Source organism: Paenibacillus sp. FSL H3-0329, assembly GCF_037963285.1.
Lineage (GTDB): Bacteria > Bacillota > Bacilli > Paenibacillales > Paenibacillaceae > Paenibacillus_AQ > Paenibacillus_AQ odorifer.
In genome coordinates this window covers 6300162-6321517 of the sequence record NZ_CP150150.1, presented here as the reverse complement: position 1 = coordinate 6321517, position 21356 = coordinate 6300162, and the positions used below count along the sequence as shown (strand labels likewise).

The following is a 21356-nucleotide window of genomic DNA, read 5'->3' as shown; positions in this document are numbered from 1 at the left end:
GTTTCACTCCTTGGCTTTTTTTAAATATAAGAAAGTACAATTTTCACGCTATACTTTATCCTTCTATTTCTCGCTTAAAAGCTCACCGTCCTTATATGGACGCTAAAGGCGTTTATACTTGTAAAAAGGGGCCTTAATCACTACAGCCTTAAGCTGCTTGCCGCGTATCTCTACGTAAACCTCTGTGCCTATTTCACTGTAAGCAGCATCAATCAAAGCCAACCCCAGGTTGCGTTTCAGCGTAGGGGACTGTGTTCCGGTTGTGACCTCACCAATCTTAACCCCATCTGCCCAAACAGGATAATGGGAGCGTGGAATGCCTCGATCAATCATTTCTAGGCCGACAAGGCGACGGGGAATCCCAGTTTCTTTTTGCTGTATTAGTGCATCGCGTCCGATAAAGTCTATTTTGTCCAGCTTCACGAAGAACTGTACTCCTGCTTCAAGCGGGGTGATGTCAGCGGATAGCTCCTGACCGTACAGTGGTAATTTTGCCTCAAAACGCAGGGTATCCCGTGCACCCAGTCCAGCAGGTGTTAATCCGTGGGGCGCGCCTGCTGCAAGCAGTCCGTTCCATAACGTTTCTGCACCTTCCAGCGGAGCGTAGATCTCGAAGCCATCTTCACCGGTATAACCCGTACGGGAGATAAGTACCTCTACACCGCAAACGGTGGCGCGTTCGATGAAATGGAAAGGCTTGAGTGTTGAAATAGGAGCATCAGTAACTTCCGCGAGAATGGTCTCTGCCAGAGGACCCTGCAAGGCGAGCAAAAGCGTCTCGTCAGAGACATTAGTGAGCGTGACTTCACCGAATTCAGAGCTCAGATGCTCTTGCAGCCACTGGAAGTCTTTGTCGATGTTGGAGGCATTAACGACGAGCATATAATGCCCTTCGCTTAGGCGATACACGAGTAGATCGTCGACAACTCCGCCATTTGGATAACAGAGCAGCGTATATTGCGCCGCACCATCTGTGAGGCGGCTGACATCATTGGTTGTCATTTTTTGCAAAAAGGCTTCTGCACCGCTCCCAATCACCATGAATTCACCCATATGCGAGACATCGAACAGCCCAGCCTGCTGGCGAACGGCTTCATGCTCTTTTACGATACCTGTAAACTGTACTGGCAGCTCCCAGCCACCGAAGTCAATGCATCTGGATTCCGCATAAGCGGAATAGAGATCATAAAAAGGTGTTCTTCTCAAAGCATCCATGTCGTCACTCCCCTTGATCTGATTACATACGAAAAAAGGACAGGCAGAAGCAATCATGCATAAATGCACAAATCGCTTTCTGCTCTGTCCTTTGTACCTGAGAGTTACCCTGCCGTAACTAGCTTGCAGGTTTCCCCGTTGGTGATCTGACGCATCTAGCCTTGCGTCTGATGCTCTCCAGAGATACGTCCGACAAAGGTCCTTTTGCCTGAGAGATTCACCCCTGTTAGGGCTTACTCCTTCGGCGCCGTCTTCAAGTGAGACAGTCTCTCCCTATGCCATCATCCGCAACTATATTTATTTCAAATATAAGAAAGTATATGGTTCACATTAAACATTATCCTTATATTTCTCCGAGAAACGGTTATTGTCTATAAAAAGACGACAACGTCATTTCTTCTTGTATGTCTCCATTAAACGGGTATAGTCGGGCGCTGTCAACAAGAAAACGTCGAAAAAATGACAAATTTAAATTTCCTGTTAGTAATATTGACATTGTGAGCCGGGATAACTTAGGCTATAACTAAATTTAGAACTCCAAATTGGAAATGAGGCGGCTTGAAATGAGTGAAGTATTAGACAACCTTCTTTACAGCGAAGAGCATGAATGGGCACAGCAAGTAGAAGGACGAGTAGTACGTGTTGGGATTACGGACCATGCTCAGCATTTATTAGGCGACATCGTATTTGTTGAGTTTCCTGAGGTAGGATCAACCATTTCGGCCGGTGACAGCGTAGGCAGTATCGAATCCGTTAAGACGGTATCGGAATTGTATTCGCCCGTCTCTGGGACGGTTACCAAGGTGAATGATGGATTAGAAGCTAGTCCGGAGCTTATCAATGATCAGCCATATGGCGGGGGTTGGATTTTTGAGATTGAAGTTGATGGAGAATATGCTGATGCTGTAAAAGGTCTGTTAGATGCAGCCGGTTATAGCGCGTTAGTTGCTGAATAATTGGAAATTGGGGACGGGAAATAGTCTGATCAAGTGTGATGTTTTTAGCAGCAAGTTTCTGTGATTTGGGGACTTGCTGTTTGTGTTTCTTATGTAGATTGTGCGAGTATTCGTAAACTCAATCGAGTGGTTTGAGGGTCTAGTGGAGTATGGAATTAGGGAAAACCTCCCTCATTTTAGACGATTATAGCTTGAGAGTTAGGGTTTTAGGCAATTCCTCCCTAATCATCTCGGTAAAACCACTATTTCAGACTAAAAAGAGTAATAATCAGGGAGTAATTCCCTCATTCCGCGATTGGATACGATAATAGGTGAATAATCAGGGAGGTTTTCCCTAATTAAATTAGGTGAAACCCCTTTGTTGGTCAATGTGGCAATTGAAATGGCCTTAGCCGCCGAACTTAGCTCTGAGCACAAACAACTATATTTTATTCCACCTCTTGAAGCTGTCGAAGTACAATGATCTCTACGCGTCGATTTTTTTGTTTGCCTGCTACCGTAGTATTATCTGCTGTTGGTCGGGTATCGGCATAACCTGCATATTGAAAAGTGTCCGGGTTCAGTCCTTCATTATCTAAGAAAAAGCGCAGCACAGAAAGCGCACGAGCACCCGATAGCTCCCAATTGTCGTTATAACGGGAAGCTGATGACACTGGTGTATTATCCGTATGTCCTTCAATGCTGATCGTTGCCCCGATATCTTTGAATAAGCCAGACAACTGCTGAAGAGCAGGAAGGGCTGGTGACTTCACATCTGCTTTACCCACATCAAAAAGAAAACGGTCGCTGAGCGTGATTTCTATGCCCTGCGGTTTGTCGGCTACAAATATTTGTTCACCGAGATTATTCTCCTCCACATAGTGGGTGATCACACCCATTAACTCAGCAAGCTTCGCCTCTTGTTCTCGAAAAGCCAACTCCCGTGCTGAAGGTGTTTCATTCTCCGTTTGTTTATCAGAACCGTCATTTGGTTTTGCAGTTGCGTTCCCATTCCCATCTGTACTCTCTGGTTTGTTGTCGGGGGTCTTTCCAGCATCTAAAATACCATCTCCGCCTTCAAGAACAGTGCTGCTCGACTTGAAAGTCTGGGATAAAGAGCCGGTTACGATATTGTATTTGTCAGTGTCCAGGCTGCTCATCGCATACAATATAACGAAAAATATAAGTAAAAGCGTAATTAGATCTGCGTAAGTAATCATCCAACGATCACGGCTTTCTCGATTCTCTACCCGCCGTTTGCGCCGGTCTCTTTGTCTCATATAAAACCTCTTGCTTCTGCACGGTCATCTGTGGTGGTGTCTGAAATGAAGGAGTTCAGTTTTTTACGCACCAGCAACGGATGATCCCCGTTTTGTAGAGAAAGAATGCCTACTAGCAGCATCTCCATGCTATGCAGCTCACTTTGGCTGCGGGATTTGATTTTGGAAGCAATGGGTAAAAATATTAGATTAGCGATGGCTACTCCGTACAGTGTTGCAGTGAACGCTACTGCGATAGAGGTACCTAGATTTGATGGGTCTGTAAGGTTGCCCAGTACCCTAATGAGTCCCATAACTGTACCGATGATCCCCATCGTTGGAGCATATCCGCCAGCGGCTTCAAAAATCTTGGCGTAGCTTTCATGCTTCAATTCTTTCGCATCCATTTCCAATTCCAAAATCTGTCTTACCTGCTCAGGGTCAGTGCCATCGACGATAAGCAGCAGTCCTTCGCGCGTAAAGGAATCGGGATGTGCTTCCGCTTGTTTTTCGAGCATTAAAACGCCGCCGCGGCGGGCCACTGTGGCCATTGCGATAAGCTCTTCTGCCTTCTCTTCATCACGTTCAGGATTGCGGCCAAAAGCCATGCGCAGAGCGGTGGGAATGGAGCGTAGCTTAGCTGCCGGGAAGCTGATCATTACGGCGGCAATCGTACCTCCAAATACAATCAAAGCTGCATTAAGCTGCAGCAGTCCGGAAAGGCTTCCGCCTTCCCAGAGGTAGCCGCCGATTAGCGCAGCCAGTCCGGCCACTAGGCCGATTATTGCGGTAATATCCATGCTTCAAGCTCCTAACATTTCTGTGTATTATGGTTTGCATCGATCTAAGCAACACTGTATAATGAACGGGAACACATATTCTTATCTTCCATATTTTTTACTATCGTATGGAGAGAGAAGATTCAGACAACAATTATAATATATTAATCTAGTTTAGACGATAGAGGGGAGACGGGCAAATGAGTGATATTGTCGTCAGTACGAAGACTTTTGAATTGGAGTCCGAGTATACACCCCAGGGCGATCAGCCTCATGCCATAGATGAATTACTACAAGGCATCCGGCAGGGTAAGAAGCACCAGACGCTGCTGGGAGCGACAGGTACAGGGAAGACCTTTACTGTCGCGCAAGTTATTTCCAAATTAAATCGCCCCACGCTGGTTATTGCGCATAACAAGACACTGGCTGCCCAGCTGGCAAGTGAGTTTAAGGAGTTTTTCCCGAATAATTCGGTAGACTATTTCGTCAGCTACTACGACTATTACCAACCAGAGGCGTACATTCCCTCCTCCGATACTTATATTGAGAAAGATTCCAGCATTAACGAAGAGATTGATAAACTTCGCCACTCCGCGACAAGCTCCTTGTTCGAACGGCGTGACGTTATTATTGTAGCGAGTGTGTCTTGTATTTACGGTCTCGGTTCACCAATGGAATACGGAAGCTTGCTGTTGTCCTTGCGGGTTGGGATGGAGAAGCCGCGCAATGAGATTCTGAGCAGACTGGTGGATATTCAATACCAGCGCAATGATATCAATTTTGTACGCGGAACATTCCGTGTACGTGGTGATGTGGTTGAAATCTTCCCGGCATCTCAGGGTGAACATGCGATTCGCGTTGAATTGTTTGGCGATGAGATTGAGCGGATCACTGAAATTGATGTTTTAACGGGTGAATTGATCGGTGAACGCGACCATGTCGCCATTTTTCCGGCTTCTCACTTTGTTACCAAGGAAGAAACGATGCGTGTAGCAATAGTCAATATTGAACGGGAGCTGGAAGAGCGGCTGACCGTGCTTCGTGACGCAGGCAAGCTTCTGGAAGCGCAACGTCTGGAACAACGGACACGTTACGACATTGAGATGATGAAGGAAGTGGGTTTCTGTTCGGGGATTGAGAACTATTCCGGGCCACTAACCTTCAGGGAGCCAGGAGCAACTCCATATACGTTAATGGATTATTTTCCTGATGATATGTTAATTGTCGTAGATGAATCCCATGTTACCCTTCCGCAAATTCGGGCGATGTATAACGGTGACCGGGCGCGTAAGACAGTGTTGGTAGAGCATGGTTTCCGTCTGCCTTCTGCGCTGGATAACCGTCCGCTTCAGTTCGAAGAGTTCGAAGATAAAGTGAACCAGATCATTTACGTTTCTGCGACACCTGGACCTTATGAAATGGAACACTGCGAAACTATGGTGCAGCAGATTATCCGTCCGACTGGGCTATTGGATCCAATCATTGAGGTTCGTCCTACAGAAGGCCAGATCGATGATCTGATTAGCGAAATCCGTGACCGGGTCGAACGTGATGAACGTGTACTCGTTACCACTTTGACGAAGAAGATGTCGGAGGATCTGACAGACTACTTTAAGGAAATCGGTATTAAGGTTCGTTATATGCACTCTGACATCAAAACACTGGAACGGATGGCGATCTTGCGGGATCTTCGTCTCGGTACGTTCCATGTCCTGGTAGGGATTAACCTCCTGAGAGAAGGTCTCGACTTACCGGAGGTATCTTTAGTTGCAATTCTCGATGCCGATAAAGAAGGGTTCCTTCGTTCCGAACGTTCACTAATTCAGACGATTGGCCGTGCGGCTCGTAACTCTGAGGGTCGTGTAATCATGTATGGTGATCGGATCACTGATTCGATGGAGAAAGCGATGAGCGAAACATCGCGCCGTCGCGCCATTCAGATTGCTCATAATGAGAAACATGGCATTACCCCAACCACCATTAATAAAAAAGTGCGTGACATCATCGAGGCGACGAAGGTTGCTGAGTCTAAAGCCGATTATCTCACAGGTGTTGGTGGCAAGATGAATAAGAAAGAAAAACAAAGTCTGATCCAACGTCTGGAAGCTGAAATGAAGGACGCTGCCAAGAACCTGCAATTCGAACGCGCGGCAGAGCTGCGCGACGCATTGCTGGAGCTTCGGGCTGAGTAACAAACCATTAATGCATCACCGATATTTAAAATAGGTATTGAACGGTGCTGTCCTAGACCGTTCTTTTTGAATCAATAGAGGGTCGCGTATCCAGTAATGTTTATGGCACTTAAACGTATCCCGCAGGGACAGCGCCCGCAATGTACTTGGTACTTATGCGTATCCCGCAGGGACAGCACCATGCAACGTCTATGACAGTTGCTTGTACCTGCTTTTAGGTAGTGCGAGAATGTCCAAGCGGTCCCGCAGGGATAAGCGCTCTGAGCATTATAGTCACTAAGTTACGTCCCACCATACTCCTTCTCCAGAAAATGCGGGTGTCCAGAGGGTGCAACCCTTGGGGCCCTCCCTTGGAAGAGAGGGTTTGGGAGGGATCGAAAGGCTTTGAAAAGGCTTTGAGAATATTTTGAAATAAAGTTGAAATAGTTTTTTAAAGGAGAGGTTCCGTTGGCGAACGAAAATATTGTAATTAAAGGCGCGAGGGCGCACAATCTCAAAAACATCGATGTGACGATTCCACGTGACCGTTTCGTCGTGCTGACGGGACTTAGCGGCTCAGGTAAATCATCGCTTGCATTTGATACGATTTATGCTGAAGGACAACGGCGTTATGTTGAATCTTTGTCGGCTTATGCACGTCAGTTTTTGGGACAAATGGAGAAACCAGATGTGGATTCAATTGATGGTTTGTCTCCGGCGATATCTATAGATCAGAAGACAACAAGCCGGAACCCACGCTCCACGGTAGGTACAGTTACGGAGATTTATGACTATTTGCGGTTGCTCTTTGCACGTATTGGTCATCCCCATTGCCCAGAGCATGGTATTGAGATTACCTCCCAGACCGTTGAACAGATGGTAGACCGGATTATGCAGTATCCCGAGAAAACTCGGTTGCAGATCCTGGCGCCAATCATTTCAGGACGTAAAGGTGAGCATAAAGGGCTCTTCACAGATATCTCTAAGCAAGGCTTCGTACGTGTGCGTGTGGACGGGGAACTAAGAGATCTGTCTGAGGATATTGAACTAGAAAAGAATAAAAAACATACAATAGAAGTTGTGGTAGACCGGATCGTTGTTAAAGACGATGTGGAGACCCGGCTGACGGATTCACTGGAGACGGCGCTTAAGCTTTCGGGCGGTAAAATCCTTGTGGATATCATCGGCCAGGAAGAGCTGCTTTTCAGCTCTAACTTTGCTTGTCCAATTTGTGGTTTTAGTATTGAAGAGTTGGCACCACGGATGTTCTCTTTCAACAGTCCGTTTGGAGCTTGTACAGAGTGTGATGGACTTGGCATGAAGATGGTGGTCGATCCAGACCTGCTTATTCCTGATGCTGAGAAATCCATCGAAGAAGGTGCTTTTTTAGCTTGGACTGGAAGTACTTCTAATTACTATCCGCAATTCCTGAAGTCGGTTTGTGAACACTTTAAAATTCCACAGAACGTTCCGGTAAGCAGTCTGACACCTGATCATATGAATAAATTACTGAACGGAACAGGCAGTGAGAAGGTCCGCTTCCGTTATGAAAATGATTTCGGTCAAAAGAAAGATGCGATGGTTGCCTTTGAAGGGATTATACCTAACCTAGAGCGGCGTTACCGTGAAACTGCTTCGGATGGTATTCGTGAATTTATCGAAGGATTTATGAGTGCTAAGCCATGTCATGTATGTAAAGGTAAACGTCTGAAAAAAGAAATATTAGCTGTGACTATCAATGATCATAATATTTCTGATGTTACGGACCTTTCAATAGGAGACTGCCAGCATTGGTTTGAAGAGATAAAATTGAGTGAAAAAGAAACAGCCATCGCCAACCTCATTCTAAAAGAGATCTGCAATCGGCTTGGATTCCTTGTGAATGTAGGCTTGGATTATTTGACGCTTAGCCGTGCAGCGGGTTCGCTTTCCGGTGGTGAGGCGCAGCGTATTCGGTTGGCTACTCAGATCGGTTCAAGTCTCATGGGTGTATTGTACATTCTGGATGAGCCAAGTATTGGCTTGCATCAACGGGACAATGATCGCCTGATCTCTACGCTTGCGCATATGCGCGATCTAGGTAACACGCTAATTGTTGTAGAGCATGATGAAGATACGATGATGGCAGCGGATTATATTATTGATATTGGTCCGGGCGCAGGTATTCATGGTGGACAAGTTATGGCTCAAGGGACGCCAGAAGAGATTATGAAAGATCCGAATTCATTAACGGGTGAATATTTAAGCGGACGTAAATTTATTCCGGTTACTGCTAAACGCCGTCCTACCGATGATCGCTGGGTAGAAATACGTGGTGCTAAAGAGAATAACCTGAAAAATGTGAATGTGAAGATTCCATTAGGTGTATTTACAGCGGTGACAGGTGTATCGGGTTCCGGTAAATCCTCGCTTATCAACGAGATTCTTTACAAGAGTTTGGCACGGCAGCTGAATAAGGCTGTGAAGGTGCGTCCTGGTCAGCATAAAGAAATTCGAGGACTAGAAAATCTCGATAAAGTTATTGAAATCGATCAGTCGCCAATCGGGCGGACACCGCGCTCCAACCCAGCAACCTATACAGGTGTATTCGATGACATCCGTGATCTGTTCTCCAAGACAAATGAGGCTAAGGTACGTGGTTTCCAAAAGGGACGCTTCAGCTTTAACGTAAAAGGCGGACGTTGTGAAGCTTGCCGTGGAGACGGGATCATTAAGATCGAGATGCACTTCTTGCCGGACGTATACGTCCCTTGCGAAGTATGTAAAGGCAAACGGTATAACCGGGAAACACTAGAAGTGAAATATAAAGGCAAAAACATTTCAGATGTGTTAGAGATGACGGTAGAGGACGCAACAGAGTTTTTTGTAAATATCCCGCGTATCCATCGTAAAATGCAAACACTGATGGATGTAGGCCTTGGTTATATTAAGATTGGTCAACCAGGAACCACTTTATCCGGTGGTGAAGCACAGCGGGTAAAATTGGCTTCTGAGCTCTACCGTCGCAGCACGGGTAAAACACTTTATATTTTGGATGAGCCTACGACAGGTCTGCATGTAGATGACATTGGTCGTCTGCTTGAGGTATTGCATCGTTTGGTGGATTCCGGAGAATCGGTTCTTGTTATTGAACATAATCTGGATGTAATCAAGACAGCGGATTATATCATCGATATGGGACCGGAAGGTGGTAGCGGCGGTGGTACCGTCCTGGCAACAGGAACACCGGAGAAGATCATTACTGTCACAGAGTCTTACACAGGTAAATATCTGAAGCCGGTTCTGATTCGTGATACAGAGCGGACCGAAGCGCTTATGCTTGAGACGGCGGAAACCAAATAAACAGTAAGTAATATAACCTATGTATAAATAAGGCCTCGGTATCTTGCCGGGGCTTTTATTGTAGGTTGTAAGCAATAATTTCTTGAAGGGAAACATCTGACAACTAACAGCTAATAGCTAACCTCGTCCTCTAGAATGGAGTCAAAGCGACTTAAGGCGTTGTAGGATTATCTGGTAATTGTGCGAAAGATGGCTCATAGATATATGATGTGATCTTTCTAGCAAAAGTTATACGAATTCTATAGAAAAAATGGATTTAATAATAGGCAAGGTAGGCATATGTAGGACATGTTCGTAGTAAGATTCAATGAGGAGTATTCTGTTGATAGGGTTAACAAGTAATTGATTAACGTTAGGGCCAAAAGTTCCTTGAAAACCGAATAATTAATCATCATATCACTCTATCAAATAACTGTTTGTTAGATTAGGGAAAACTTCCCTGAAAATCCGAGTTTTTAGATCATATAAGGTGAAATCCGGGAAAACCTCCCCAATTATCGGGTGAATTTACTCATATACCCGGTTTTCTAATGATTTTTAGGGAGGAATTCCCTGATAACCACAAAATGAACTGTTAATCGGACAATTTTAGGGAGAATTTCCCTAATTCTTTAAAAACCTAAATTCGAGCCCAGAATCCTAAGTTCTAAGTTCTGAATTTCAATTCTAATTCACTGCTCAATTTATCTCATTTCTAAAGCAGTTAACGGACTTTCTATTGTAACCTTCATGACGATAGAATTGATTGGGCTCACAACGTTTCCCTAAGCACACCCAATTGTCAGTGATCAATCTCATCGTTATTACGGATTTTGCAGGGATAAAATATATTTTTTACGACAAATACATAATTTTTCTACAAAACCTATTGCATCGCCCAAATGGTAGCGATAACATAGAAGGTGATATGGGGATTACTGGATCTTGCTTGACAACATTTTTGAGGAGGTAAGGTTATGCTGCTTGCAGAAGTTGCCGCGCAAGGACCGTCTAAATTTCATACCTTTGATGTGTTTATGATTTTATTTACCATCTTGATTTTGGTCGGGGTTGTTCGACTATTGAAAGCTCCCCAGAAGAACAAATTTGCCATTGGTTTTGGAGCCGTTAGCTTGCTGGTTTTTGTGATCTCTGACTATGCCATGGTGATGCATTGGTTAAGTTAATGAAAGAACTAAATTGAACAGCTTTGCACCAAAAGACTCCTTTAACGCCATGGGCGCATTGAAGGCGTCTTTTTTCAAATTATATAATGTTAAATTTATCCATTTGTAAAGAGAGGGTCTGGTGAGGAATGAGGAGTATTGGGGAGAAGCTGGTGAAGAAAGGATTAGGTCTATTACTGTGCGGCGTAGTGCTGTCGGTAGCATGGAGTCAGTCGGTGTTTGCTTTTGATAGTACTAGTAAGGTGGTTAGTAAAGCAGCGGCAGAAGATCCGATACCTGGAATTATTAAAAGTATCACTCCTTCTGTTGTGGGCATTATCGGCAAAGATGAGAGTGGCGGGAATAGTGGCCTGGATGATCGGTACAATCTGACGCATGGCTCCGGCATCATTGTGAAATCGAACGGATGGATTATAACCAATGCTCATGTAATCAAGGATCTGCAAAATGCCATAGTAGTCACTTCGGACTCCAAAACCTACAGCGTTAAAGAAACATATCTGGATGAAGTTAGTGATCTGGCGCTGATCAAAATCAATGCCACCCATTTAAAGCCCGCCAAGTTTATTCCAGCGAATAGCAAAACAGTGGTTGGGGAGAAGGTTATTGCTATCGGAACACCGATTAGCTTTTCTCTACGAAATTCAGCGACTGTAGGCGTTATAAGTGGTCTTAACCGTGAGGTAGATGCGGCTTATCGTCTTATCCAGAGTGACACAGCGATTAATCCCGGAAATAGCGGAGGGCCGCTAGTAAATATGAAAGGTGAGGTGCTGGGAATCAACAGCCTGAAATACTCAGCGGTGGGTGTGGAAAATATGGGGTTTTCGATTCCAGCGAATACTGTGCAGTATATTATGAACCAGCTTTTAAAATATGGTGAGGTCCAGCATCCGAGTCTGGGGCTAGAGCTGGAGGCGAGCTGGTCTACGGTTGTGGGATTGCCAACGCTGGACCCGCTGTCCGTCACGAAGGTGGTGTCTTCAGAAGCACTCAAGTCAGGGATTGCTGAAGAGGACGTCTTATATAGCATCGATGGGCATCGTGTGGTCTCACTAGTTGATATTAATGAATTGTTCAAAAGCTACCTGCCGGGAGCAACTGTGCGGCTGGTTATGCAAAGCGATGGGGATATCGTCGTTCGTAAACTCGTGCTCACTCAAGGTGATCCGTTGTTAAGCGGAGATGATTATGTATCGGATGGGGACGAGCACGCGGAAGAGTGATCAGTAAACTGGAGAGGGGGACGGTAAATGGGCTTAAAAATTTTAAAGCAAGGATTTTGTGCGATGTTGGCCGTATTACTGCTATTTTCTATATTACCCATACAAACAGCATTAGCTTCAGAAGGAGACAAGCAACAGCTGAGTCTAAAAGTTGGCAGTACTTCAGCTACGGTGAATGGTAAGAAGGTGGCTATCGAGCGGCCTTATAGGGAGAACGGAACGGTTATGGTCCCGCTTGGGGTTTTTAAAAAGACGTTTGGCAGCAATGTTTCCTTAGAGCAGAACGATGTTGTAAAAGTAACCTACGGTACTCATTCAGGGGTGATGACAATTGGGAGTGATATCGCTTGGAAGGATGGAATCAAAGTTAAACTAGGCTCAGCGCCCCGGATGGTTTCAGATGTGCTGATGGTACCGCTACGTTTTGTGGCTGATGTGTTAGGTGCGACCCTTACTCAAGGGAGTGGGGGTGAGCTTATGGTTACCCTAGTTCCTGTAGACAACGAAGAAGATACGCCAGAGGATACTGGGATTGACAGCGATGTTGGTAAGACTCAAATTGGAAACAGCTATTTTCAATGGACACTGAATTATCCCTCTGGGCTGATCGCTGGAAATAGCGGTGGGGATGAAAGTGTGGCTACCTTTTCAAGTGCGGACAATCTATATTATGTGGAGATTCATGTAAGTGACCAGGCGGTTGCGGTAGATGCGGAAGGGCTGCTGGAACAGCTGGTTCGGGAGGTCGAGGCAGGTGGGGAGTTGATATTGGATCGGGAGTCGTTCCCCAAAGCCGCGATACCTTATGCTAGATTGATCAGTAAAGATTCCAGTGGAGCGCTCTGGGAAAGCAGACTGTTATATGCTGAAGGTCGACTCTACGAGATTTATTTGACGGATAACAAAGCAGTTAATTATAAAGATTTTGCTAAATACACAGGATTACTTAACTCTTTCCAGCCTTCTTTTGATACTAAAAACAAAAAAATCCGTGATCTTTCTACGGTGAAAAGTGGATTGCGTGACGCGTACAATGAGGACTATGGGATTTCACTACAGGTTCCCGCAGATTGGAGTAAGGACGACCAGCATCTCTATTACGAGAGTAAGCAGGGAAGTCATCTGAGTGTGGCGGTTACCTCGGCACCTGCTGGTTCTACACTAGAGAGCTGGGCTGAAGATCTGAAAACGAAAACTAAAGAAAACTTTGTAGCGGATGCTTATGTTCTGAAAGACAGCAACAAGTCGGAGATCTCCGGTGTATCTGCACAAATCAATGAGCTACAGCTAAATTACGGCAACGGTGTTACTACAGAATATCAAGCTCTCATACTCAAAAATGGGTATCGCTATTATTTTGAATATGTAACAGCTGCTGGGCAAGATGACGATAAGGCAAAATTCAAAGCCATCATATCCTCTATTGATATTGATTTTGATCTGCTGAAGGAGAACTTCGGGCGACTCGCTAGTGATGATTATAAGACGCTCAAAAATAAGACATTAACCAAAGTATCCAAAACCTACGGTTATGCCATTGATATTCCAAGTTTATGGACACCTTATCAGGATATTTTTGAGACGCAGTCGATTGAATATCGCTTCAGCGGAGGACGTCTACAGATCAACTCAAAATCCGAGGGTTCAGTGGATTATACAGTTAATGTTCTCAAAGATGCTTATCAAAATAAAAATAATGATCCCAAAGGCCCTCGTATAGAAAGTGTAGTGGAGTCTACCTTTGCGGATGTCCCTGCTACGATCATAACTGCACATCAAATCAAAAATGGCATCCCTTTTCGCAGCAAGCAGGTTGTTTTCGGCAAAAATGATGTGGTCTACACGATTACCGTTACGCTGAATGATGCCAATGCCACTGCAGAACAGCAGGCTCTATTAGACAAGACGTTACAATCGTTTCGGTTTACAGGCAGCAAGTAGTTAAAAGAGTACCAATGTCGTAGCTTACACACGAATAGAGGCGTATAATTTAATCAGACGAAGAACGTCCCAGTTGCCGATTTGGCTTGGGGCGTTCTTTTTTTGTATAAAGGGGGAAAAGGGATTCGACCTAAGGATGTTATGAACGATTATGGCGTTAACTTTCGTTTTGCTCGTAAATGGTTGCAGAGTTTAGTGGATAAGGGTTAGCTGCGGCCTATTATTAAAAATACATATATTTGTTACTATAAACCGATAGAAGGGTTGTCGGAAGGGTTGTTTTAGAGGTTCGGAGCCAATGTTATCCAAGTTGGGCATAATGTGAATAGCTAAAGGGTGGATTGATGTATTTGATACAACATTCTATCGTATGTCCCGTATGTCACGGAATTCCTAGTGAATTGTTGTAAATGTTGCAACTTTTTGTGCCGGTTGTCGCTACTAGAGTGTGAGAATGATGCTTTATGTACAACATTTAGTTGTCGAAGCGCTGGATTAGGCAATAAAGTTGCATGTTCTACAACATTCATGGAGTAAAGTGCAATAAGCAAGAAGTCAGCTTCCTGACAGCATTATGACTTTTATTCTATATAAATGTTGGTAAACGCATAGCGCTCAAGTGTGATATTTGATACAATTATCAAGTTAATCAACTAGAAATGACCCGTCAAATGGCGGTTTGGGAGGATATAAATGAAAGAGCAACAAATACGCAGAGAAGACGTGGAGCTATTGGCACCCGCAGGTGATTGGGACTGCATGCGTGCAGCGGTAGCAAACGGAGCGGATGCTATCTTTTTTGGCGTAGAGAAGTTTAATGCACGGGCCAGAGCGAACAACTTTCGCATGGACGAGCTGTCGGAAATTATGGCGTTTTTGCATAGCTATGGTGTGAAGGGATTTTTGACCTTTAATATACTGGTTTTTGAAAATGAATTGTCTGATGCAAAAGAACTGATTGATGCGTGCGTGGATGCTGGTGTGGACGCAGTAATTGTACAAGATTTAGGTTTGGTCAAAATGATCCGCGAAATCTCACCGGATTTCCCGATTCACGGATCGACACAGATGACCATTACTTCGCCGGAAGCGGTCGAGTTTACTAAACCTTTCAGTTTGGAACGTGTGGTATTAGGTCGTGAGAACAATCTGAAACAAATTCGTACGATCGGAGAGCAAGCCCGCTTACCGATGGAAGTATTCGTACACGGTGCTTTGTGTGTTTCCTACTCAGGTCAATGTCTGACTTCTGAAATGTGGGGCGGACGTTCTGCCAACCGCGGTGAATGTGCGCAGGCTTGCCGCCTGCCTTATGATCTGATGGTGGATGGTGAGGTAAAACCTATGGGAGACGTAACTTATTTGCTTTCTCCTAAGGACCTGGCAGCAATTGATCTAATGCCTGAGCTGATCGAGGCGGGTGTGACTTCTTTTAAAATCGAAGGTCGCCTCAAAAGCCCGGAATATGTAGCGAATGTAGTTAGTAAGTATCGTAAAGCGATTGATCGGTATTTTGAAGGCGATCTGTCCAAACCTTCGAAGGAGGAGGTGCGCGAGCTGCAACAAAGCTTCTCCCGTGGGTTTACACATGGTTTCCTGGATGGAACGAACAATAAGAAACTGGTAGACGGGACTTTCCCAAAAAGCCGTGGTGTATATTTGGGGACGGTTGAGCAAATTCTGCGTGACGGAGTGGTCTGCCGTATTCATGCACCGCTTAAGCGTGGGGACGGAATTGTTTTTGACGCTGGGGATCCAACGAAAAAAGAAGAAGGCGGTCGTGTCTACGACCTCCGTCGTAAAGGTGTGAAGCTGGAAGGCGAAGCCGGAGAAGGCTGGATCATCGACATCGTAGCCGGTCGTAATGATGTGGATCTTCGTCGTCTAAATGTCGGTGACCGCATTTGGAAGACAAATGACCCAGCGTTAGATAAGGCGCTGCGCCAGACTTATGAAACTGAAAAGCCGTACCGGGTATTTCCGGTACATGTTAGAGTGCAAGGCTGCGTCGGCGAGAAGCTGACGACTTGGTGGACGGACGTTCAGAAGAACGTTACCGTCCGTGTGGACTCGGAGCTCGCGCTGGAAGCCGCGCAAAAGCGTCCGATGGATACCGCGCTGCTGGAAGAACAATTCGGCCGCCTGGGCGGGACCGTGTTCCAGCTTGACGCGTTGGAGTCGCATCTGCAAGGCGACGTCATTGTCCCTATGCGCGAGCTGAACAGCATCCGCCGCCAAGCGGTGGAGCTGCTTGCGGGCGAGCGCCCGAAACCGCCCGTCTATGTGAAACGGGCGATCGAGGTTTACGGCGACGCCACCCACAAGGGCGTCGCTCCGCAGCGCGTTGGTGAAGCGGAGCTCACCGCGCTGTGCCGCAGCCTGCCGCAGGTGCAGGCTGCGCTCGAGGCCGGCGTGAGAAACATCTACGCCGACTTCGAGTTTATCAAGCAGTTCCCGGCAGCGGTAGATGCGGTACGGGCTGCAGGGGCCAGCATAGCGCTGGCCACGCCGCGCATTCATATGCCGGGCGAGAACGGCTACCACGCGAATATTCTTCGCTTGCAGCCGGATGCTGTGCTCGTGCGTAATACAGGCGCGTTATATTATTATCTGCGCCGCCGCCAGGAGCAGCCGGATGCTGTGCATCCACGCCTGATCGGTGATTTCTCACTGAATATCGCCAATCATAAAGCAGTGGATTTGTTCCTTGAGGCTGGCTGTGACATAGTAACGCCATCCTATGACTTGAACATTCAACAGATGGTTGATCTGCTTGAACACAGTGATACGTCCCGGATGGAGGTTGTTATTCATCAGCATTTGCCGATGTTCCATACTGAACACTGTGTGTACTGTACCTTTATGAGTGAAGGCACAGACTATACGAACTGTGGTCGTCCTTGTGAAGAGCACCGTGCTTCTTTGCAAGACCGTATTGGAATGTCACATCCAGTTCGTGTGGATGAAGGCTGCCGTAATACCGTCTATAACGCTGTTGAGCAGTCTGGTGCGGAGTATCTGAATAATTTCCGTGAACTAGGAGTATCTTCATACCGTGTGGAGTTCTTGGAAGAGACGCCAGAGCAAGTGGCTGAGGTAATCAGCCTCTACAGCCGCGCTCTGCGTGGTGAAATCTCTGGTACACAGGTATGGAAGAGCCTAAAGGCTACTAACCAACTTGGTGTAACGCGTGGGCAATTGGTGAACGCGAAGTAATAAGAGTTAAGAGTTAAGAGTTAAGAGTTAAGAGTTAAAGATAAGGGCTAAGTAACTACCAGGTAGATGCTGGTATTGCTTAGCCCTTTTTTTAGAATTGATCTCGTCCTCATCCTAATTTGCATATACTAAATAGTAGTATATTATAGGGTCAGCAAAGTATTTAAAATAGCAATAATTGATTATAATTCCTGCCCTCTTATTTCATTGGAATAGATATACAAATATAACAAACACTCTGACATAAATGTGCTGTAACTGCTATAATTGAAAGAAATATGCCATTTTAGGGTACTTACAGATATGTAATTGAAAAGAGTATACGATAGAAGGAGTTAATGTGATGAAGATCCGTAAAGCGATTATTCCCGCCGCAGGTCTCGGCACTCGTTTTTTACCTGCAACTAAAGCAATGCCTAAAGAAATGCTACCGATTGTAGATAAACCAACGATCCAATATATTGTTGAAGAAGCAGTCGCTTCCGGGATCGAGGATATTATTATTGTAACGGGGAAAGGCAAACGTGCGATTGAGGACCACTTTGATAACTCATTTGAACTGGAATTTAACTTGGCTGAGAAGCAGAAGTGGGAGTTGCTTGAATCCGTTCGCAAATCTTCTGAAATGGCTGATATCCATTATATCCGCCAAAAAGAGCCAAGAGGTCTCGGACATGCGATTTGGTGTGCACGTAAATTCATAGGAAACGAACCGTTTGCTGTCCTACTCGGCGATGATATTGTTGAAGCGGACAAACCGTGCCTCAAACAGATGATTGACATATATGACGAGTATAAATCTTCTATCGTGGGTGTTCAGCCTGTTCCGTGGGAGGAAGTATCACGGTATGGTTTGGTAGATGGTTCGCCTTTGGCGGAACGTGTCTACAAGGCGAATCGTCTAGTAGAGAAGCCGAAGAGAGAAGAGGCTCCTTCGAACTTAGCTATACTGGGACGATATATTTTAACTCCGCGTATCTTCGATATGCTTGGAGAACAGCAGGTGGGTGTAGGTGGAGAGATCCAACTTACAGATGCGATAGCACGTCTTAGCGAGGTTGAACGAATTATTGCCTATGATTTTGAAGGTAAACGTCATGATGTGGGTGAGAAAATGGGCTTTATCCAGACCACCATTCATTACGCACTTCAACACGAGGAGCTCAAAGATGACTTGCTTCGTTATATGAAAGAGCTTGTTGAGAGTGAAGCGGCTAAGACCGGGCTATAATTAAATCTCGTATAATCGAAAAAAAAGGCGCGCCACGGTTATTACAGTGGCGCGCTTTTATGGTTTCATTCTTTTTTAAAATTGTGAATTTGTAATGGCCTCAACTTGTGCTGCTTCCGCAGGATCAGCTGCGATCAGCGAATCGTATAGTGCCTGATCCTCGCCACCAGTTTTCGCCAGTGCAGCAAGGTACCAACGAGCAATCTCACGATTGGTTGCATCAGCGAAATCTTGGCTTAAGGCTGTTTTTAAGATGGAGGCTGCAATTTGTATCTTTCCAGACATATATTGCATTTTCCCTACCTTCAGTGTCACATCCGGAGTAAATATCTTCGAAGGATCATTATCCGCAAGTACATGATCGTAGGCCAAAAGCCCAATAACAAAGCCAGCTTTCATGTTGTCTATTCTATCTGGATTATCTTGTTGTGCATAAGCTGCCTGCCCCAAATCAAATGAACGGCTGATGAGTGAACTGTACCAATTTATATCCCATGGAGTTTCACTGTTCATGATATCCGTGTAATTAGCATCTGAATTAAGCTTGAGAGTGGTGTTCGCTGCATCCTCTTGTCCGGATAAAAGTTGCATTTTGCCAACGTTCAAAGCGATAGTTGGCGTTACTGAGAAAGGGCGCCCTTGCAGTTGTTCTGGTGGAAGAGTCTTCAGATGTTCTATTCCAGCAAGAACGTGATTATATGCTTCTTGCGCTTCATTGAAATACTCTTGTTTCTTTGTCTCATCCTTTTGATTAAGTGCCTGCTGACCTAAGGCAAAGGAACGGCTGATTATTGCATCATACCAATCGATATCCCAGTTGAACTTATCTGCGTTGTCACGGTAAATACCCAAGGCGACGTCGCTTTGACCTTTCAGATCGTAGTAGCTCACTAATTGGAGCAGAAGATTTTTGTTGTATGGCTCATCTTTGAGTGCACGAGTTAAGACACTGTAAGATTCGTCAAGGAACTGTTCCTCTTGGGTCTGGCTAAATACCTGCTGATCCAAGGCCGATAGATAAATTGTCGATTCTGGATGACTTGGACGTTTGTTCAAAGCCTCAATCAATGGGGCTCTAAGCTCTTCGTAGGAAGTGCTATAACTTCTCAATTGTTTAGCTTTCAAAGCAGAGTTACTGGAGCCAATATAGCTGATTGACAAGAACACTAGGAACAAGGTTCCTAAAGAAAGCACAGCGAGGTATCCAAAACGGATGCCCGCTTTATTCCAATTTTTCCGCAGTGGCTTGCTATCCATAACGGAGGCCATTCCAGCAAGACCAATAAAAACTAGTATGCCCATAAAGGCATAACTCATATTGAAATCAAGTAGACTGTGCACAAGAATAGATAGAGCAATAATTAAATAGAAGAAAGCATTCTCGAATTCATTCTTATCCCGTTTTACATATCCACGAATATATTTATAGAAGATATACAGAATGAAGCTCATAAAGATGATAAATCCAACAATACCTACTTCAATGAGAAATTGTAAGAAGAAGTTATGCACCTGCCGGCTTGTATAAGGGTTGTTCTGATAATGCTCATACAGTGAGGCCCAGCCTCCTCCACCAGCACCGAGGACCGGATAATCCTTAACCACCTTCACGGCATCCTTATAAAAAGTAATCCGCTCGAGTACGCTATGTTGCTGGAAATTGATGTTCTCGAGGCGAGTCTCCATATTGTCAGGTAAGATGCTTTTTGCACTCGTACCGATAAGCAGGAAAGCTACAATAGCAACTAGAGCGACAGATCCGAGCGGAATCCAAAGACCTGTCCGTTTACGTGACGACCAATTCTCTAGTTTTGCATACAACCATGGTGCGACAAAACGCTGAATGACCCAAGAAAGGCCAGCCACAACTATTGAGGCTCCTAATAGATACGCCCAACCTTTTAAAGCTGAAGAAGAAGTGAAATTAGCATTTAACTCTATTCCTAGGTTAGTAACGGGTGTCGTAATGAGCAAAGCTACAATACCAGCAATTCCTAGATGCAGAATCCAAAGGATTTGCTGTGCAGGTTTTAGGAATAGAAGTAGGAGTATGAATACTACAGGTAGCAGGACTAAGCCGCCACGAGATAAGGTTAACAAGATCGACACAATGATGGGAACTAACATAAAGCCATGCGTCAACGTTCCATACCACTTTTTAGAGCGAATAAGCGCGAATATTGCTACAAATAGAAAAGCCATCAAGAAGGCTGCGTACGTATTTGCGTACTGAAAGATCGAAGTCAGACGAAGTCCGTTAGAGTCAGTCATAACTGCATCTAAGTAGACATCATTTCGGACGGTGTTTGAGAACCAGCCCACAAGAGCTCCTGCTAATTTACTGCTGCCTAACCAATTTAAAAGTCCAAAACCCACTATAAAATATGCAATCGCTAATATAGCATTTTGAATGACAACATTTACTTGCTTTTGCTTCATGAGATAAAAGGCTATAATGAAAACTGCGGCATATGTACACTGAATAAATAGCATATTCATCGCCGTGTAATGCGAAACTGCGACAAACAGTGACAGAGCATAGGTCACAGGGAGCAATAATGCTGCCCAAGCTACTAAATCACTCTGCCCTTCAAGCTTGAACTTTTTGTAATACAAGCCAACACAGGCCAGCAGCATCAGTGCGCTTAATAGTGCTGATACATATATTGGCTTCTCGTAATCAACTAGTGATCCATTAAACAATCCCACTTGAAATGGGGTCCAACACAAAAATAAAATAAAACCAACAACTAATGCCCATATCGGACTTGCTATCTTTTCAACATTTCTCGACTGAGCGGCGTTTTTACCGTATACTGGTTTCGACACGTTATAATCTCCTTTTCCTGTAGGTACGTGGATATTTTAACATATA

General features: G+C 45.0%; 12 protein-coding genes and 1 riboswitch. Of the genes, 8 read left to right on the top strand and 4 right to left on the bottom strand.

All coding sequences use genetic code 11. The features are described from left to right. Nucleotides 1–102: 102 nt before the first annotated feature. Nucleotides 103–1215 (bottom strand): glycine cleavage system aminomethyltransferase GcvT, encoded by a 1113-nt coding sequence (gene gcvT / locus NSQ66_RS27985; protein WP_036678612.1) that lies wholly within the window; start codon nucleotides 1213–1215, stop codon nucleotides 103–105. A gap of 186 nt (nucleotides 1216–1401) precedes the next feature. Beyond that, nucleotides 1402–1500: riboswitch (glycine riboswitch) on the bottom strand. A gap of 278 nt (nucleotides 1501–1778) precedes the next feature. Between gcvT and gcvH the strand changes: the two genes are divergently transcribed. Beyond that, nucleotides 1779–2171 carry a glycine cleavage system protein GcvH gene (gcvH, locus tag NSQ66_RS27980; protein ID WP_036678614.1) on the top strand — a complete coding sequence of 131 codons (393 nt, stop codon included), beginning with the start codon at nucleotides 1779–1781 and terminating at the stop codon, nucleotides 2169–2171. Between the two features lie 428 nt (nucleotides 2172–2599). Here the strand turns inward: gcvH and NSQ66_RS27975 are convergent, their stop codons facing one another. After that, complete coding sequence (locus NSQ66_RS27975) at nucleotides 2600–3430, bottom strand: flagellar motor protein MotB (protein WP_036678617.1); 831 nt, start codon at nucleotides 3428–3430, stop codon at nucleotides 2600–2602. Then, nucleotides 3427–4209 (bottom strand): flagellar motor protein, encoded by a 783-nt coding sequence (locus NSQ66_RS27970; protein ID WP_036678620.1) that lies wholly within the window; start codon nucleotides 4207–4209, stop codon nucleotides 3427–3429. Before NSQ66_RS27970 ends, NSQ66_RS27975 begins: the two co-directional genes overlap by 4 nt. A gap of 179 nt (nucleotides 4210–4388) precedes the next feature. Here NSQ66_RS27970 and uvrB point away from each other — a divergent pair, with 179 nt between their 5' ends. From uvrB to galU, 7 genes are all read left to right on the top strand, one after another. Further along, on the top strand, nucleotides 4389–6380 hold the full coding sequence (gene uvrB, locus NSQ66_RS27965; RefSeq protein ID WP_036678623.1) for an excinuclease ABC subunit UvrB: 1992 nt from the start codon (nucleotides 4389–4391) through the stop codon (nucleotides 6378–6380). A gap of 447 nt (nucleotides 6381–6827) precedes the next feature. After that, nucleotides 6828–9701 carry an excinuclease ABC subunit UvrA gene (gene uvrA / locus NSQ66_RS27960; RefSeq protein WP_036678625.1) on the top strand — a complete coding sequence of 958 codons (2874 nt, stop codon included), beginning with the start codon at nucleotides 6828–6830 and terminating at the stop codon, nucleotides 9699–9701. Between the two features lie 956 nt (nucleotides 9702–10657). Continuing rightward, nucleotides 10658–10867 (top strand): DUF2759 family protein, encoded by a 210-nt coding sequence (locus tag NSQ66_RS27955; protein WP_036678627.1) that lies wholly within the window; start codon nucleotides 10658–10660, stop codon nucleotides 10865–10867. A gap of 176 nt (nucleotides 10868–11043) precedes the next feature. After that, the gene (locus NSQ66_RS27950) at nucleotides 11044–12093 is read left to right on the top strand and encodes a trypsin-like peptidase domain-containing protein (RefSeq protein WP_235219413.1); all 1050 of its coding nucleotides are present in this window, start codon (nucleotides 11044–11046) and stop codon (nucleotides 12091–12093) included. A 27-nt stretch (nucleotides 12094–12120) separates the two neighbouring features. Continuing rightward, nucleotides 12121–14034, top strand: coding sequence for a stalk domain-containing protein (locus NSQ66_RS27945; RefSeq protein ID WP_036678629.1), 1914 nt, complete (start codon nucleotides 12121–12123; stop codon nucleotides 14032–14034). 693 nt (nucleotides 14035–14727) lie between these two features. After that, nucleotides 14728–17250 (top strand): U32 family peptidase, encoded by a 2523-nt coding sequence (locus NSQ66_RS27940; protein WP_076307502.1) that lies wholly within the window; start codon nucleotides 14728–14730, stop codon nucleotides 17248–17250. A 343-nt stretch (nucleotides 17251–17593) separates the two neighbouring features. Next, a complete protein-coding gene (gene galU / locus NSQ66_RS27935; RefSeq protein ID WP_339279491.1) occupies nucleotides 17594–18481 on the top strand; it encodes a UTP--glucose-1-phosphate uridylyltransferase GalU in 888 nt (295 codons plus the stop codon). A 75-nt stretch (nucleotides 18482–18556) separates the two neighbouring features. On the opposite strand, the gene NSQ66_RS27930 is transcribed toward galU, so the two are convergent. Beyond that, nucleotides 18557–21310 (bottom strand): O-antigen ligase family protein, encoded by a 2754-nt coding sequence (locus NSQ66_RS27930; RefSeq protein WP_339279489.1) that lies wholly within the window; start codon nucleotides 21308–21310, stop codon nucleotides 18557–18559. Nucleotides 21311–21356: the final 46 nt, after the last annotated feature.

What these genes read in the sequence shown, in the direction of transcription:
- gcvH (WP_036678614.1), top strand. Translation starts at nt 1,779, where the DNA reads ATGAGTGAAGTATTAGACAACCTTCTTTACAGCGAAGAGCATGAATGG.
- NSQ66_RS27955 (WP_036678627.1), top strand. Translation starts at nt 10,658, where the DNA reads ATGCTGCTTGCAGAAGTTGCCGCGCAAGGACCGTCTAAATTTCATACC.
- NSQ66_RS27940 (WP_076307502.1), top strand. Translation starts at nt 14,728, where the DNA reads ATGAAAGAGCAACAAATACGCAGAGAAGACGTGGAGCTATTGGCACCC.
- NSQ66_RS27975 (WP_036678617.1), bottom strand. Translation starts at nt 3,430, where the DNA reads ATGAGACAAAGAGACCGGCGCAAACGGCGGGTAGAGAATCGAGAAAGC.
- NSQ66_RS27970 (WP_036678620.1), bottom strand. Translation starts at nt 4,209, where the DNA reads ATGGATATTACCGCAATAATCGGCCTAGTGGCCGGACTGGCTGCGCTA.
- galU (WP_339279491.1), top strand. Translation starts at nt 17,594, where the DNA reads ATGAAGATCCGTAAAGCGATTATTCCCGCCGCAGGTCTCGGCACTCGT.
- gcvT (WP_036678612.1), bottom strand. Translation starts at nt 1,215, where the DNA reads ATGGATGCTTTGAGAAGAACACCTTTTTATGATCTCTATTCCGCTTAT.
- uvrB (WP_036678623.1), top strand. Translation starts at nt 4,389, where the DNA reads ATGAGTGATATTGTCGTCAGTACGAAGACTTTTGAATTGGAGTCCGAG.
- NSQ66_RS27945 (WP_036678629.1), top strand. Translation starts at nt 12,121, where the DNA reads ATGGGCTTAAAAATTTTAAAGCAAGGATTTTGTGCGATGTTGGCCGTA.